At 50.7% G+C, this 15,733-nt stretch carries 12 protein-coding genes; 3 read left to right on the forward strand and 9 right to left on the reverse strand.

Annotation, left to right across the window (positions count from 1 at the left end; genetic code table 11):
* Positions 1 to 69 precede the first annotated feature (69 nt).
* Positions 70 to 1,464, forward strand: coding sequence for an MATE family efflux transporter (locus VSQ62_RS19525; RefSeq protein WP_334636446.1), 1,395 nt, complete (start codon positions 70 to 72; stop codon positions 1,462 to 1,464).
* A gap of 89 nt (positions 1,465 to 1,553) precedes the next feature.
* Here the strand turns inward: VSQ62_RS19525 and VSQ62_RS19530 are convergent, their stop codons facing one another.
* Positions 1,554 to 3,080, reverse strand: coding sequence for a sodium/proline symporter (locus tag VSQ62_RS19530; RefSeq protein ID WP_334636447.1), 1,527 nt, complete (start codon positions 3,078 to 3,080; stop codon positions 1,554 to 1,556).
* Between the two features lie 258 nt (positions 3,081 to 3,338).
* Between VSQ62_RS19530 and VSQ62_RS19535 the strand changes: the two genes are divergently transcribed.
* Positions 3,339 to 4,409, forward strand: a complete 1,071-nt coding sequence (locus tag VSQ62_RS19535; protein WP_334636448.1) for a RelA/SpoT-related domain-containing protein — start codon at positions 3,339 to 3,341, stop codon at positions 4,407 to 4,409.
* A gap of 25 nt (positions 4,410 to 4,434) precedes the next feature.
* On the opposite strand, the gene VSQ62_RS19540 is transcribed toward VSQ62_RS19535, so the two are convergent.
* Genes VSQ62_RS19540 through VSQ62_RS19555 form a run of 4 tightly spaced genes read right to left on the reverse strand, consistent with a single transcriptional unit; the run spans position 4,435 to position 8,803 of the window.
* Complete coding sequence (locus tag VSQ62_RS19540) at positions 4,435 to 5,457, reverse strand: NAD(P)H-dependent glycerol-3-phosphate dehydrogenase (protein ID WP_334636449.1); 1,023 nt, start codon at positions 5,455 to 5,457, stop codon at positions 4,435 to 4,437.
* 43 nt (positions 5,458 to 5,500) lie between these two features.
* Positions 5,501 to 6,145 (reverse strand): glycerol-3-phosphate 1-O-acyltransferase PlsY, encoded by a 645-nt coding sequence (gene plsY, locus VSQ62_RS19545; protein WP_334636451.1) that lies wholly within the window; start codon positions 6,143 to 6,145, stop codon positions 5,501 to 5,503.
* 2 nt (positions 6,146 to 6,147) lie between these two features.
* Positions 6,148 to 7,476 (reverse strand): ribosome biogenesis GTPase Der, encoded by a 1,329-nt coding sequence (der, locus tag VSQ62_RS19550; protein ID WP_334636452.1) that lies wholly within the window; start codon positions 7,474 to 7,476, stop codon positions 6,148 to 6,150.
* Complete coding sequence (locus tag VSQ62_RS19555; protein WP_334636453.1) at positions 7,469 to 8,803, reverse strand: DUF512 domain-containing protein; 1,335 nt, start codon at positions 8,801 to 8,803, stop codon at positions 7,469 to 7,471. The genes der and VSQ62_RS19555 overlap by 8 nt, the downstream gene beginning before the upstream one ends.
* Positions 8,804 to 8,944: 141 nt before the next feature.
* Between VSQ62_RS19555 and VSQ62_RS19560 the strand changes: the two genes are divergently transcribed.
* Positions 8,945 to 10,117 (forward strand): ribose-phosphate pyrophosphokinase, encoded by a 1,173-nt coding sequence (locus tag VSQ62_RS19560; RefSeq protein ID WP_334636454.1) that lies wholly within the window; start codon positions 8,945 to 8,947, stop codon positions 10,115 to 10,117.
* 79 nt (positions 10,118 to 10,196) lie between these two features.
* On the opposite strand, the gene VSQ62_RS19565 is transcribed toward VSQ62_RS19560, so the two are convergent.
* The 4 genes from VSQ62_RS19565 to ilvB all read right to left on the reverse strand — a co-directional run bounded on the left by VSQ62_RS19565 (position 10,197) and on the right by ilvB (position 15,727).
* Positions 10,197 to 11,648: a polysaccharide deacetylase family protein gene (locus tag VSQ62_RS19565; RefSeq protein WP_334636456.1), complete on the reverse strand. Its 1,452-nt coding sequence runs from the start codon at positions 11,646 to 11,648 to the stop codon at positions 10,197 to 10,199.
* Positions 11,649 to 11,770: 122 nt separating this feature from the next.
* Positions 11,771 to 12,934, reverse strand: coding sequence for a phosphoglycerate dehydrogenase (locus VSQ62_RS19570; protein WP_334636457.1), 1,164 nt, complete (start codon positions 12,932 to 12,934; stop codon positions 11,771 to 11,773).
* 2 nt (positions 12,935 to 12,936) lie between these two features.
* The gene (gene serC, locus VSQ62_RS19575; RefSeq protein WP_334636458.1) at positions 12,937 to 14,019 is read right to left on the reverse strand and encodes a 3-phosphoserine/phosphohydroxythreonine transaminase; all 1,083 of its coding nucleotides are present in this window, start codon (positions 14,017 to 14,019) and stop codon (positions 12,937 to 12,939) included.
* Between the two features lie 28 nt (positions 14,020 to 14,047).
* Positions 14,048 to 15,727 (reverse strand): biosynthetic-type acetolactate synthase large subunit, encoded by a 1,680-nt coding sequence (ilvB, locus tag VSQ62_RS19580; RefSeq protein WP_334636459.1) that lies wholly within the window; start codon positions 15,725 to 15,727, stop codon positions 14,048 to 14,050.
* Positions 15,728 to 15,733: the final 6 nt, after the last annotated feature.

Raw genomic sequence — 15,733 nt, forward strand, 5'->3', positions numbered from 1 at the left:
CACAATCTATATTTTATATAATATACAAAGTTTTCTATTGAATCAGTACGAATACTAGGAGGTACAGGCATGGAAAGAGATATGATAATAGGAAAACCTTCAAAGATTATTCTGAATTTTACGATCCCTATTTTTATCGGAAATGTATTCCAGCAGTTCTACAGCATGGCGGATACGGTCATCGTCGGCAAATTCGTCGGCAACTCGGCGCTGGCCGCCGTGGGAGCCTGCGGCACGCTGACATTTCTGATCCTGGGATTCTTAATGGGGATGACAGCCGGATTCACAGTCGTTACCGCGCAGCATTACGGGGCGGGCAATCACCGGGCAATGCGTAAGTCTGTTGCATCTGCCGCGATCCTGTCCGGTATCGTGTCCATTGTGCTCACTGTGACAAGCATGGTCTTGATGCGAAGTGTCCTGCATTGGATGAATACACCGGCTGATATGTTCGATCAGGCGTATTCCTACATAATGATCATCTGTGCCGGAATCGTGGCTCAGGTAATGTATAACCTGCTGGCAAGTATCCTACGTGCGGTCGGGGACAGCAAACGGCCGCTGTATTTCCTGATCCTGGCGGCGCTCCTGAATATCCTGCTCGACCTGGTATTCATCATCGTATTCCATATGGGTGCGGCAGGAGCCGCTTACGCGACCGTGATCTCCCAGGGGATCTCCGGTCTCGCCTGTCTCTTCTATATTATAAAGAGCGTTCCCTTGCTCCATCTTCATAAGGACGACTGGAAGATGGACTGGAACCTTGCCCTATGGCAGATGAAGATCGGATTCCCCATGGCATTCCAGTATTCTATCACTGCGATCGGAACAATCGTGGTACAGTCCGCGCTGAATGCGCTGGGTTCTGTAGCAGTCGCCGGCTACTCCGCAGCTGTCAAGATCGAACAGATCGTTACCCAGGCCTATGTCGCACTGGGAACGACCATGTCGACCTACTGCGCACAGAATGCGGGTGCGGGCAAGATCAGCCGGATCCGGCAGGGATTCCGGAGCGCGACCTGGATGGGCCTTATTTACGCCGTATTTACCGGTATCCTGATCTTCTTCGCCGGCAAATATATGACCGTACTGTTCGTCTCTGAAAATGTCCGGCAACTTATGTCTCTCGTCGATGTAAGCCTACGGTGTGCGGCTGTTTCCTTCGTATTCCTGGCAGTCGTCAATATCTATCGGAACGGGATACAGGGGATGGGCTACGGCATCCTTCCCATGACCGCCGGAATCGCTGAACTGATCGGAAGATGCGGGGCGGCGCTTGCAGCATCCCATTATAAGAGCTTCCTTGGAATCTGTATGGCAAGTCCGGTGGCTTGGGTCCTGGCATCCATACTTCTGTTGGGAATGTATTTCCGGATCATGCATGAGTATAAGCTGAAGGGAATGCTGAAACCAGAGGCAAGAAGGAGATTCCCCATCTGGAAGAAAAGATATCAGCATATCTAACGCAGAAAAGAAACAGTCTGTGCCATTCATCTGCACAGACTGTTTCTCTATACGCTATACTATTCTATTAATCTCGCAGGATCCGCACATTATCTCTTAACATTCACCTGCTCGAACTCATCCACGATCTCCTTTGACGGCGCTTTGGTCGCCAGACTCACAATAATGATCATCGCCAGAGAGATCAGGAATGCCGGAAGCAATTCATAGATATCAAGGATACCGCCCATAGGACGGATCGCATATTTCCATACGAATACCATTACACCGCCGGCGATCATTCCGGCCAGCGCACCCTGCAAAGTGGTACGTTTCCAGAACAACGCACAGATCATAACACCTGCGAACGCAGCTCCCATACCGGCCCATGCGAAGGATACGATACCAAATACGCTGGAATTCGGATCTCTTGCCAGGAATACACCGATCACTGCGATTCCAAGGATCGTTGCACGGGCAATATTAAGTCCCTGCTTCTCGGTGAGCTTCTTACCAAGGAAATCCTGTACAATGTTCTCAGATACACCGGAAGCCGCTACCAACATCTGGCTGTCCGCGGTAGACATCGTCGCCGCAAGGATACCCGCAAGGATCACACCGCCAAGCACCGCTGCGAGGAAGCCGTTCTTGCTAAGCTCATTGGTGAGAGCTATGATCACGCGCTCACTGTCCTCCAATGCCGGCATACCGCCTGCATTGACAACTGCAAGGCCTACGATACCGATGAAGATCGCAACACCCATAGCGAAGGTTACCCAGATAGAAGCAACTCGTCTGGAGAGCACCAGCTTATTCTCGTCTTCAATAGACATGAATCTTACCAGGATATGCGGCATACCAAAATATCCGATTCCCCATGCCAGAAGAGATACGGCAGTCAGCGGTGAATACGGGATCGCCGAACCTGCAACCGCATCATGGATCGCGGAAAGTGAGATATAACCCGACAGGGACTTGGCGTTATCCATTACAGCCCCCATACCGCCGGCGCTGCCCACACCAAAGGTTACGATAGAAATCAGTGCGATTGACATTACAATACTCTGAATCAGGTCATTCGTTGCAACCGTTGTAAATCCTCCCGCAATCGTATAGACAACAATGATAACCGCAAATACAACCACGCCAACCATATAATCTAATCCAAACAATGAGTTAAAGAGCTTACCGCACGCCGCAAAACCAGACGCTACATACGGAACGAAGAATACTACGATAATCACTGCTGAGATCGCCGTAATGATATTCTTCTCATCATGGAATCTCTTCGCGAAGAACGTAGGCACTGTGATCGCGCCAATCTGCTCTGAATAACGTCTCAGTCTCCTTGATGTAAAGAGCCAGTTCAGATATGTACCGATCGCCAGACCCGCTGCAGTCCAGAAAGCATCCGCAAGGCCGGTTAGGTATGCAACACCCGGAAGCCCCATCAGAAGCCAGCTTGACATATCGCTCGCCTCCGCGCTCATGGCAACGACCAATGCACCCATCTTCCTGCCGCCAAGGTAGAAATCTTCACTGCTGCTGTTCTTTCTTGCATTATAGACACCGATGCCGACCAGCAGGCACATATATGCAAAAATCGTACACAGAATAATAATACTAATACCACTCATAAATCACACCTCATTTCCTTTACTTATTCTCTGTAACTGAAAACATAATGTCCATAAATTTTTATTATATATCCATTATATTTTGTTATGTTCTACTATAACACTTAGTGAAATTAATGTCAATATAATGAATCCTATCTTTTCTTTTCATTTTCCTTTCTTTTCGACAAGAATGATCATAAACCTTTTCATTTCTCCGGGAATCGAGTATACTATAGTCAGTGATAATGAATACACCAGGAAAAAGAGGTACTAATCATGAAAAAAATACTGGTCGTAGATGATGCAGAACTAAACCGCGAATTATTATATGACATCTTGAAAGACGACTATATGATTGAGATGGCTGCCAACGGGGAAGAAGCGCTTGAACATCTCAGGAAATCCCATCATGAGATATCCGCCCTCCTTCTGGACCTTCGAATGCCGAAGATAGACGGCTTCGCCGTGATCAAAGAGATGCAGCAGAAGGGGCTTATACAGCAGATCCCCACTCTCATCATAAGCAGCGAGCATGCCATAGAGATTGAGAATCTCTGCTTCCAGTTGGGGATCTCTGATTTTATCCACAAGCCTTTCGAGAGCTCTCTGGTCAAGAACCGGGTGAAGAACGCGATCAAGCTCTTCTCTTATAAGAATCAGTTAGAACAAAAGGTAGAGGAACAGGCTGCGGCGATACAGAAGCAATATCAGATCATTCAGTTACAGGCCGAGAAGCTGAGAGAAGCCAAGCCTTTCAACATCCTGATGATGGAATTCAATTCTGCAATTATCGAGGTGGAGACGAAGCTTAAGGTATTAAACGCGGAATTCTCCCATCAATATAACCGGAATCCTTTTGAGTCCATCAAGAGCCGGCTGAAATCACCGGAGAGTATTTATGAGAAGTTAGAGCGGAAAGGCTTCCCTGTCACTCTGGAGAGCATCCGGGAGAATCTGACCGATGTAGCGGGGGTGCGTGTGATCTGCTCTTTCCCCGACGACATCTACCGCCTCGCAGAGCTTTTCGCCAAACAGGACGATATCGTGGTCATCAAGAGGAAGGACTACATAAAGAACCCCAAATCCAACGGTTACCGGAGTCTCCATCTGATCCTTGACGTGCCTATCTTCCTGTCCCACGGGAAGAAATATATGAAGGTAGAGATCCAGTTCCGCACCATAGCCATGGATTTCTGGGCAAGCCTGGAACACAAATTAAAATACAAAAAAAATGTGAACGATACCGATGAGATCGTGCATCAGCTCAAGGAATGTGCCGACTCCATTGAGAAGCTGGATCAGCAGATGCAGCAGATCCGCAATAAGATCGACCACTCAAAAGAATAAAAGAGAGGGAAACCCCTCTCTTTTGTCATTCCTGATCATTCTTCCACGGCAGCGCATGATGTTCTGCCTTGCTGTCCCTAAGCATCAGTTCATTCACCGCTTCTCTCGGATCCTTCCCTTCAAATAATACTTCGCTTACCTTATCAATGATCGGCAGAGATACATCATACTTCTTTCCAAGCTTTACCGCGGCCTTTGCGGAATACACACCCTCTACCACCATCTGGACCTCGTCCATGGCCTCCTGCATACTCCTGCCCTGTCCCATGAGATAGCCCGCCTTGCGGTTACGGCTGTGGACGCTTGCGCAGGTAACGATCAGGTCGCCGATGCCGGTAAGCCCGGTGAAGCTCTCGATTGCTCCGCCCATCTTCACACCCAGCCTTGCGATCTCCGCAATCCCTCTGGTGATCAGCGCTGCCTTCGTATTGTCGCCATATCCCAAACCGTCCGCGATACCGGCGGCCAGCGCGATCACATTCTTAAGAGAGCCCCCAAGCTCCATTCCCAACATATCCGGACTTGTGTACACACGGAACACCTCATTCATGAACATCTCCTGCAGATATTCGGCCGTCTCTTCCTTCTTCGCTCCGATCACCACGATCGTCGGAAGACCTCTTCCCACTTCCTCGGCATGGCTTGGTCCTGACAGTACCGCCACATCCGCCTGGGGAATCTCCTGCTCGATCTGCTGAGAAAGCGTCATCAGAGTGTCTTCTTCAATTCCCTTCGCCACGTCAACGATGATCTGTCCATCCGCCACATACGGGCTCATACTGCGCGCGGTGCTCCTGGTGAATGGAGACGGCACCGCCAGGACGATAAAATCCTTGTCCCTGACCGTACTCTCCACATCCGTAGTAAACTGCATATCCTCCGGAATCTTCACTCCCGGCAGCTTACTCACATGCTCCCGTTTCCTGGACAACATATCAACCTCTTCTTCACTGACCGACCACACCGTAACCTGGTGTCCGTTCCTGTGAAGCAGAAGCGCCAGCGCCGTCCCCCAGCTTCCAGCTCCCATAATACCTACATTCGCCATAATCCAACTTCCTCCCTGTTTCATATATTTAATAATAGATTTCTTATTTACTCTTCCCCACGCTCAGCTTATTCTCTGTCCCGGTCATAAGCCGCTTGATATTCGCCCGATGCTTGAAGAACGCCAGCGCCATTAGAAATACGGCGATACCGTACATCTCATAGAGATAATTCTGCGCAATACCATAGACTCCCGTCTGTCCAAGGAAAATGACCACCGCAAGATAAAGGACCACCACCACCAGCGATCCCAGAGACACATACCTCGTCAGCGCCACGATTCCTACAAATACGACGATGAACAGCACTACCGCCCATACGCTGGTAGTACTTACGATCAGCCCTGCCGTCGCCGCGATTCCCTTCCCTCCCTTGAAATTCATGTAAAACGGGAAGTTATGTCCAAGGATCGCTCCCATACCTGCATAGAGGGACAGAAGCGGCAACATATCCCCATGGGATCCCTTGTAGATCAGATGCACTGCAACCACCGCGAACACACATTTGAAACAATCACCAAGGAAGGTCACCGCCCCGGCTTTCCAGCCCATAGTACGCAGTGCATTGGTTGTGCCTGCATTGCCGCTGCCCTGCTGGCGGATGTCTATATGATGCAGCTTCCCGTACAGATATCCCGTCTGCAGCAGCCCGAACACATATCCGATCAATATGCTTATGACTCGTTCCATTATTAACGCCCCTTTTCTTTTCTTTCTCTGATGAAGAACTTAAGCGAAGTTCCTCTGAATCCAAATGCATCCCGGATCCTGTTCTCCAGATACCTGGTGTAGGAGAAATGCATCAGCTCCTTATCATTTACAAAGATCACGAATGTCGGCGGCTTCACCGCTACCTGCGTGATATAATAAAGCTTCAGCCGCTTGCCCTTATCTGACGGCGGCTGCTGCATGGCAACTGCTTCCATCATGATCTCGTTGAGCACGCCGGTCGCCACCCGCATGGACTGGTTCTCGATCACCATATCAATCATATCATAGAGCTTCACCAACCTCTGGCCGGTCACGGCGGACACATACATGATCTCCGCGTAAGGCATGAACGACAGGACACGGCGGATCTCATTCTCATACTCCTTCATGGTCTTATCATTCTTCTCGATGGCGTCCCACTTATTGACTACGATGACGATGCCCTTCCCGCGCTCATGGGCGATCCCGGCAATCTTCGCATCCTGTTCGGTCACACCTTCCGACGCGTCGATCACCATCAGCACCACATCTGCACGCTCTACGGCAGACACCGCACGGATAATACTGTACCTCTCCAGCTCTTCCTTAATCTTGTTCTTCCTGCGAAGCCCCGCCGTATCTATGAACACATACTCCCTGCCGTTGTACTTGATCTCCGTATCTATGGCATCTCTGGTCGTCCCGGCGATATCCGACACGATCACCCTCTGTTCGCCAAGCAGCTTGTTGACAATGGATGACTTGCCTACATTGGGCTTACCCACGATCGCCACCCGCGGACGGTCGTCTTCCTCTTCTTCCCCCGCTCCCTGCGGGAAATACTTCACCACCTCATCCAGCATATCGCCGATCCCAAGACGTGATGCGGACGACACCGGCATAGGGTCCCCGATTCCCAGATTGTAGAACTCATACACATCCGGCATGAACTTCTCGAAATGATCTACCTTGTTCACCACTAATACCACCGGTTTCGCCGAACGCCTCAGCATATCCGCCACCTTGGAGTCGGCGTCTACAAGGCCCTGGCGCACATCCGTCAGAAATATGATCACGTCTGCCGTATCTATGGCGATCTGTGCCTGCTCCCGCATCTGTGACAGGATAATATCCTTGCTCTCCGGTTCGATCCCCCCGGTATCCACCAGGGTAAATTCCTTGTCAAGCCATGAGACGTCCGCATAGATCCGGTCCCTGGTCACACCAGGCGTATCCTTCACGATCGAAATCATCTCACCGGCCAGCGCATTAAAAAGGGTCGACTTGCCCACATTGGGCCTTCCCACTATTGCTACTACTGGTTTACTCATCTTCTATCTCCTCATCTATTGAAGTCAATACTGCATCTATAAAGTCTTGCCCGCTTGATTTTACAATATCTGCGCGCACTTGTAAAGCCTCCTCCACTTCTGCAAGGCTAACATCATCCAGAAATACCTCCTCGCCGCTTCGGAACATATTGCAGGGAAGCAGGAGCCTGTCTCCTAATTCCTGCCCGCGAAGCTGTGCGATCAGATCCCGGCCCGTAATAAGCCCCGACACCGTAATAAGCTCTCCAAAGAAATCATTGCGGATGGGATAGACACGGATATCTGTCCCCGGGCATCTCATCATAAGCCTGTCTGCCATCTTCTGAATATAGGGATGGGCAAGCAACCCCGTCGCCACAGATAATTCCCTCTGTATGCCGTCGTCCTGAACCTCTTCGTATGCCTCTTCAAATTCATTCATCAAGAGGCGGAGCATCCCCACGCCGTTCTCAAGCTGGAGATACCCGTCGTACCGTTCTTCTCCCGGCAGTTCCTTCTCTGCAAGGATGTACCACTCGTCGCCCGCATGGATAAAATGTGTTCCATATTCCTCATAGAGCTTCTCCTGCCATCTATGGACCGCCGACAGCACCTCTTCTGCATCTGCCTTCCCAAAAGGCTCTAGCGGCTCTAAGCCCTCCCTGTGCTTCGTAAGCCCCACCGGCACCACAGATACACTCTGCAGGTACGGCAGATACTTCGCCATATCCCGGATGCTTCGTTCCAGTTCCTCCCCGTCGTTGATCCCTTTGCAGAGCACGATCTGGCCGTTCATATGGATACCGGCCTCATAGAGCCTGTCCGCCTTCGCAAGCGCATCTCCCGCGAACCGGTTGTGAAGCATCCTGCATCTCAATTCCGGATTCGTCGTATGGAAGGATATATTGATCGGCTCCAGATGGTAGCGGATAATTCTGTCGATATCATGGTCGCTCATATTGGTCAATGTCACGTAATTGCCCTGTAGGAACGACAGCCTGGAGTCGTCGTCTTTAAAATACAGCGTCTCCCGCATTCCCCGCGGCATCTGGTCGATAAAACAAAAGATACACCGGTTCCTGCAGGAACGGTACTCGTCCATCAATCCCTGCTCGAATTCGATCCCCAGATCTTCGTCGTAATCCTTCTCGATCTCAAGCTCCCATTCCTCTCCGTCCGGTTTCTCGATCAGAATCACCAGTTCCTCGTCATTCACATAGAAATGATAATCAAATACATCCTCGATCTCCTGCCCGTTGACGGTGATCAGACGGTCCCCCGCCTCGATCCCAAGCTCCCATGCGATACTGTCCTGCATTACTTCCTTTATGATATGCTTTCGCCCCATATTCCACCTCTTGACCCCAATATCTTTATAACAAGTATAACACATTTTTTCATTATCGCAATCTGTAGTTGACCTTACCCTGCCAAAAGTGCTATAAATATCTTAGGAACTTCTACACAAACCGTCACATAGGAGAGAGATATGCAGAATATCAAATTAATGGAAAAGCTGCTTCCGGCAGCACCTCTTAAAATCGCAGCCCTGGAATCCTGTAAGGAATTCGGGAAGAGAGTGGATGATTATATCGTAGGCTTCCGCCAGGCTACCCTGGAGGAATCTCTGGATTCTCCGCTTTATCAGAGTTACCGGCAGGACTCTTATCTGGTAAGCTGTCATTGTCCGCGTTTTGGCACCGGGGAAGCCAAGGGACTGATCGACGAATCGATCCGCGGCAAGGATCTGTATCTCATGGTTGATGTATGTAATTACAGCCTGTCTTACACCGTCAACGGACATCCGAACCATATGTCCCCGGACGATCACTACCAAGACCTGAAACGCATCATATCCGCCGCCAACGGCAAGGCGCACCGGCTGAATGTAATCATGCCCTTCCTATACGAGAGCCGCCAGCATAAGCGCACCAAGAGAGAGTCCCTGGACTGTGCCCTGGCGCTGCAGGAGCTTGCGGATATGGGCGTGGACAATATCATCACCTTCGACGCCCACGACCCCAGGGTACAGAATTCCATCCCGCTCCACGGGTTCGACAGCTTCAACCCGCCGTACCAGTTCATCAAGGCACTGCTCCGCGCAGAACCGAATCTGATCGTTGATAAGGAGCACCTGATGATCATAAGCCCCGATGAGGGAGCCATGCACCGTGCCATCTATTTCTCCAACGTAACGGGAGTCAACATGGGTATGTTCTATAAGCGCCGGGATTATTCTACCGTCATAAACGGCAAGAACCCCATCGTTGAACACGAATTCCTGGGTGACGACATCCACGGTAAGGATGTGATCATCGTGGATGATATGATCTCTTCCGGAGAAAGTATGCTGGATGTGGCGAAACAGATTAAGGAGCGCGGCGCCAACCGGGTATTTGTCTGCACTACCTTCGGTCTGTTTACCGAAGGCTTTGGGATCTTCGACGATTACTACAGCAAGGGATATATTGACCGAGTAATCACTACGAACCTGACCTATCTGCCGCCTGCAGCCTATGAGAAGCCTTATTTTGTAGTGGCAGATATGTGCAAATTCATGGCGCTGATCATTGATTCCATGAATCACGATGTCTCCATCGGCAAGGTCCTGAATCCTACCGATAAGATCCATGCCCTTCTCAAGGCGCATACCGCAGATTGACCGCCGACCGTTAAGAAGGCTGCCGGGAAATGTGATAAACTTCTATCACTTCCCGGCAGCCTCTTTGCTGACTGCTGTATTAAAAATCCGTATACCGTTCGCCGTTCTCCATCTTGATCCCCTTAGCCGCCGCCATCTCCGACACCGTCACAAGCTGATAATTCTGTGCGATCAGCTTGGGAATCATCTCGATCGCCGCATCCACACTCTCCGAATGGATATCGTGCATCAATATGATGTCGCCGTCCTGAGCCTTGGTCATGACTTCATTAACCGTCATCTGAACGTTCCTTGTCTTCCAGTCCAGCGTATCTATGTTCCATAAGATCAGAGGCTTGCGGATCGTTGCTTTCACTGTATCGTTGATCGCTCCATACGGAGGGCGCAGCACTGTCGCTCCCTGTCCGATAATATCATGAAGGCTTTGATCCGTACGGTCAACCTGATCCTTAATGCCTGACGCATCCATCTTCGTAAGATCCGGATGATCAAAGGTATGGCTTCCAATCTCACATCCCACCTCTTTCATACGCCTTACCGCATCCGGATAGACACTGACATTCTTACCCTGCATGAAGAAGGTCGCATGAGCGCCGTATTTGCTGAGCGCATCCAGAAGCTCCCCGGTCCTCTGCCCCGGACCGTCATCGAAGGTCAGCGCCACCATCGGTTTGTTCGGATCCACTTCACTCTCTTCCATGGACACTAATACCCCATCCTTCCCGAAGTCGCATTTGGTCATCCCAAGGTAAGTCTCTCCGGTCACCATCTTACCGTCCTGCCCGAAATAATAAGTCTTCCCGTCAATATCCTTCCAGCCGGTCACCATACGGCCGTCTGCCTCCAGATAATATCTGGAATCTTCCTGATCGAGCCAGCCGGTCTGAAGGACTCCCTCGGAATCCAGAAAATAATCAGCTCCGCCTGCATTCTGCCAGCCGGTCGCCATCTTCTCATCTTCCCCGAAATAATAGGTCTTCCCCTTCGATACCACGAACTCATTCTTCACATATGTGCCGTCATAACGCCTGAACCGGTCCTTGTCCCACTCGCCCAACGGATTCTTGACCAGAAATGAAGCGTCAAGAGTATCTATGGTCAGTACTCCGAACCATTCCTTCCTGAGGCACTTCTTAATGCGGTCGCTGAGTTCTAAATGCATAGAATACTCGCCTTCCACGCCCGTATCTGCATCACACGCCACCGTATAGCCATGCCCTTCCTTGAATTCCTCTTCCAGATTCTTCACCGTGAAGCCGCTCTTCTCATCCAGAATGATCTCTGAATTCCCTACCACTTCCACTTCCGTCTCAAACTCCGGAACTTCCTCGCCCTGCAAAATCGCTGTATCCTTAAGCTTCAGGTAGACCGACGCTTCCTGTCTGGACGCTGAAGCGGTCGTCATACAAAACAGCGGTATCCCGGCAATCAGAAAAAGAGCAAGAATACGAAGACACATCCTTGCTCTCCTTACTTTTCTGATTCTTCTCTCTTTTAATAATTCCCTTTCCTTAATTCGCTGACTTGTCATCTGTATATCTCCCCTATGGTCTCACAACCCGCTAAAAACTAAACTTGTTATATTGAGTATACAGGAATTCCAAATATATTACAATGCATCTTATGTTAAGATTTTTTAATTATTCTTAAAAATCACTTAATAATTCGAACGCGGAGAACTTCCTTCACCGCACTGAGTTCTTCTGCAACCTTGTCAGAAACGGGACTGTCAACATCGATCATCGTATAGGCATACTTCCCCTTGCTCTTATTGGTCAGATCGGCAATATTCATATTGTCATTCGCCAGGATCTTCGTGAACTGGCCGATCATATTCGGAACGTTGCGGTGCAGAAGGAGGATTCTGGTATTATCCCCTCTCATTCCCATATCACAGTCCGGATAGTTCACGGAATTCTTGATATTACCGTTCTCCAGGTAATTCCTCAGCTCCTTGACCGCCATCTTCGCGCAGTTATCCTCAGACTCCTCCGTAGACGCGCCGAGATGCGGTATCACGATCGCCCCCTTGACTCCGGCGGTAACGGGCGTTGGGAAATCCGATACATAGTGCTTCACATGACCGGACACCAACGCGTCCACCATGGCTTCTTCATCCACAAGAACATTTCTTGCAAAATTCAATACGACGACACCCTTCTTCATCAGACCGATGGCATCCTTGTCGATCATCCCCTTGGTGCTCTCTATCGCCGGCACATGGATCGTAATATAGTCACAATCTCCGTACAGCTCATCTACCGTCTTCGCGTGATGGATGCTTCGCGACAGCCTCCACGCAGAATCTACCGACACATACGGGTCATAGCCGTACACATCCATCCCAAGAGCCGTAGCCGCATTAGCCACCAGCACACCGATCGCTCCAAGCCCTATGACTCCAAGCTTCTTACCCTCTAGTTCACAGCCTGCGAACGCCTTTTTCGCTTTCTCTGCGTCTTTGGCGATATTGCCGTCCTCTTCATTCTCCTGAACCCAATTAATGCCGCCGATGATGTCTCTGGATGCAAGAAGCATCCCAGCGATCACAAGCTCCTTTACACCGTTGGCATTGGCGCCCGGCGTATTGAATACCACGATCCCTTCCTCAGCGCATCTCTCCAGCGGTATATTATTGACTCCGGCGCCGGCGCGCGCGATCACCTTGAGATCCGGCGTAAATTCCATGTCATGCATGACAGCGCTTCTAACCAGCACGGCATCCGCATTCTCCATCGTACTTACCGGGACATACTCTTCCGTAAATTGTTCCAGCCCTACGTCAGAGACCGGATTCAAGCAATGATATTTATACATGATTACAGATTCTCCTCTTCAAACTTCTTCATAAATGCCACCAGAGCCTCCACACCTTCCACAGGCATCGCGTTATAGATACTTGCACGCATTCCGCCCACCGTGCGGTGCCCCTTAAGGTTCTCAAATCCTGCCGCCTTCGCTTCTTTGACGAACTTAGCGTCCAACTCCTCATCCACCGCCACAAAAGGAACATTCATCAGAGAACGGTCTTTCGCTTCTACTGTTCCCCGGAACATCCTGCTCTGATCCAGATAATCGTACAGGATCTTCGCCTTCTTCTCGTTCCTCTCCTTCATGGCTGCAAGACCGCCCTGCTTCTTAAGCCACTTGAACACCTTGCCGCAGATGTATATACCGTATGTCGGCGGCGTATTGTAGAGAGAACCTGCATCCGCGTGAGTCTTATACTTAAGCATGGTCGGCGTGCCGGGAAGCACGTCTTCCGTGATCAGGTCCCTGCGGATGATCACGATCACTGTACCCGCAGGGCCGATATTCTTCTGCACGCCGCCGTATATGACTCCGTACTTCGTAACATCGACCGGCTCTGAAAGGAAACAGGAGGAGACATCGGCTACCAATATCTTACCCTTCGTATTGGGCAGTTCTTTGTATTTCGTCCCGTAAATGGTATTATTCTCGCATATATATACATAATCCGCATCTTCTGAAACCGGAAGATCACTGCAGTCCGGAATATAGGAGAATGTCTTGTCTGCGGAAGAAGCTATGATATTGACTCTTCCGTACTTCCTCGCCTCCTCGCTCGCCTTCTTCGCCCACTGTCCGGTCACAATATAGTCTGCCGTCTTATTCTTCATCAGGTTCATCGGGATCATGGCAAACTGCTGGGACGCGCCGCCCTGCAGGAATAATACCTCATAATCATCTGGAATCCCCATCAGATCACGAAGATCCGCCTCTGCCTCTTCGATGATATCCTTGTATGCCTTCGAGCGGTGACTCATTTCCATCACGGACATCCCGGTTCCCTGATAGTCTAACATCTCTTCTGCCGCTTCCCTTAGCACTTCCTCCGGCAATACCGCAGGTCCTGCTGAAAAATTGTACACTCTGCTCATATTCATTCCTCCATTTTCTGACCTAGTTCTATCTGCCTTCTTCGAGATCTTTCTCGTCGAATACCTCGCTGATCGCTTTGCCGGGCGCCACCATCGGCCACACCTTGTCATCCGCGTCGATCTGGCAGTCAATGACTACCGGCCTGCCAAGCGTCAGCGCCCTTGCAAACGCCTCCCTGAATTCTTCCTGCGTCGCCGCACGGATTCCCTCGGCTCCCATCGCCCCGGCAAGCTTCACAAAATCCACGGCGTCGTTCAGCACCGTTGCCGAATAACGCTGTCCGTAGAACAGGTTCTGCCACTGGCGCACCATACCAAGCACATGGTTGTTGATAACCACCTGGATCACCGGTATATTATGGCGCACAGCCGTTGCGATCTCATTCATATTCATGCGGAAACAGCCGTCTCCCGCGATATTGACAACCACCTTATCCGGCATCCCCATCTTCGCTCCAAGCGAAGCACCAAGGCCGTATCCCATGGTTCCCAGACCGCCGGACGTAAGCAGCGTCCTTGGCTTGGTGTACTTATAGAACTGCGCCGCCCACATCTGATGCTGGCCGACCTCGGTTACCACGATGGCATCTCCCCCGGTCTGACGGTAGATCTCTTCCACCACGAACGGGCCTGTAAGGATATCCGGATGATAGACTAACGGATACCGCCCTTTATATTCCATGATCTTCTCGATCCATTCCCTGTGTTCCTGCTGTTCCAGCCGTTCATTCAGGATCTCAAGCACCACGCGGATATCCCCGGTCACTCCCTGGGTGATCAGGACATTCTTATCCATCTCCGCAGGATCGATATCAAACTGAAGGATCTTCGCGTTGCTCGCGAACTTCTTCGCATTGCCCGTCACACGGTCACTGAATCTGGCGCCGACAACGATCAGCAGATCGCACTCGCTGACCCCGTAATTCGACGTCTTCGTGCCATGCATCCCAAGCATCCCTGTGTAAAGCGGGTCCGTTCCCGGAAATGCGCCCTTCCCCATCAGGGAATCGGTCACCGGTGCATCCACCTTCCCGACGAAGGTACGAAGCTCCTCGCTGGCATCCGAGAGGATCGCACCGCCGCCTACGAATACATAAGGCTTCTTAGACTCGCGGATCAGCTTAAGCGCCGCCTCGATCTCTGTCTCGCTGATCTCCCTGGACGGAAGCACAGGCTTTGGCGTCTTCTTCTCATATTCTGCCTTATTCGCCGTCACATCCTTCGGAATGTCGATAAGGACCGGCCCCGGCCTTCCCTTCTTCGCAATAGCGAAAGATTTGCGGATGGTGTCGGCGAGGTCGTTCACATCCTTCACTATATAGTTATGCTTCGTGATCGGCATTGTCACTCCTGCAATGTCGATTTCCTGGAAACTGTCTTTTCCCAGAAGATTTACCCCTACATTACAGGTGATCGCCACGATCGGTATGGAGTCCATATACGCGGTGGCAATCCCCGTAACAAGGTTGGTCGCCCCCGGTCCGCTGGTGGCAAAGCACACGCCGGTCTTCCCTGTCGCCCTTGCATACCCGTCGGCTGCATGGGCGGCTCCCTGCTCATGGGAGGTCAGGATATGCGTGATCTCATCTCTGTGTTTATATAATTCATCGTAGACATTCAGAATCGCGCCGCCCGGGTAACCGAACACGGTATCCACGCCCTGCTCCTTCAGGCATTCGATCAATATCTCTGATCCAGTCAACTGCATATCTGT

Source organism: Sporofaciens sp. JLR.KK001 (assembly GCF_036941055.1).
Classification (GTDB): domain Bacteria; phylum Bacillota; class Clostridia; order Lachnospirales; family Lachnospiraceae; genus Sporofaciens.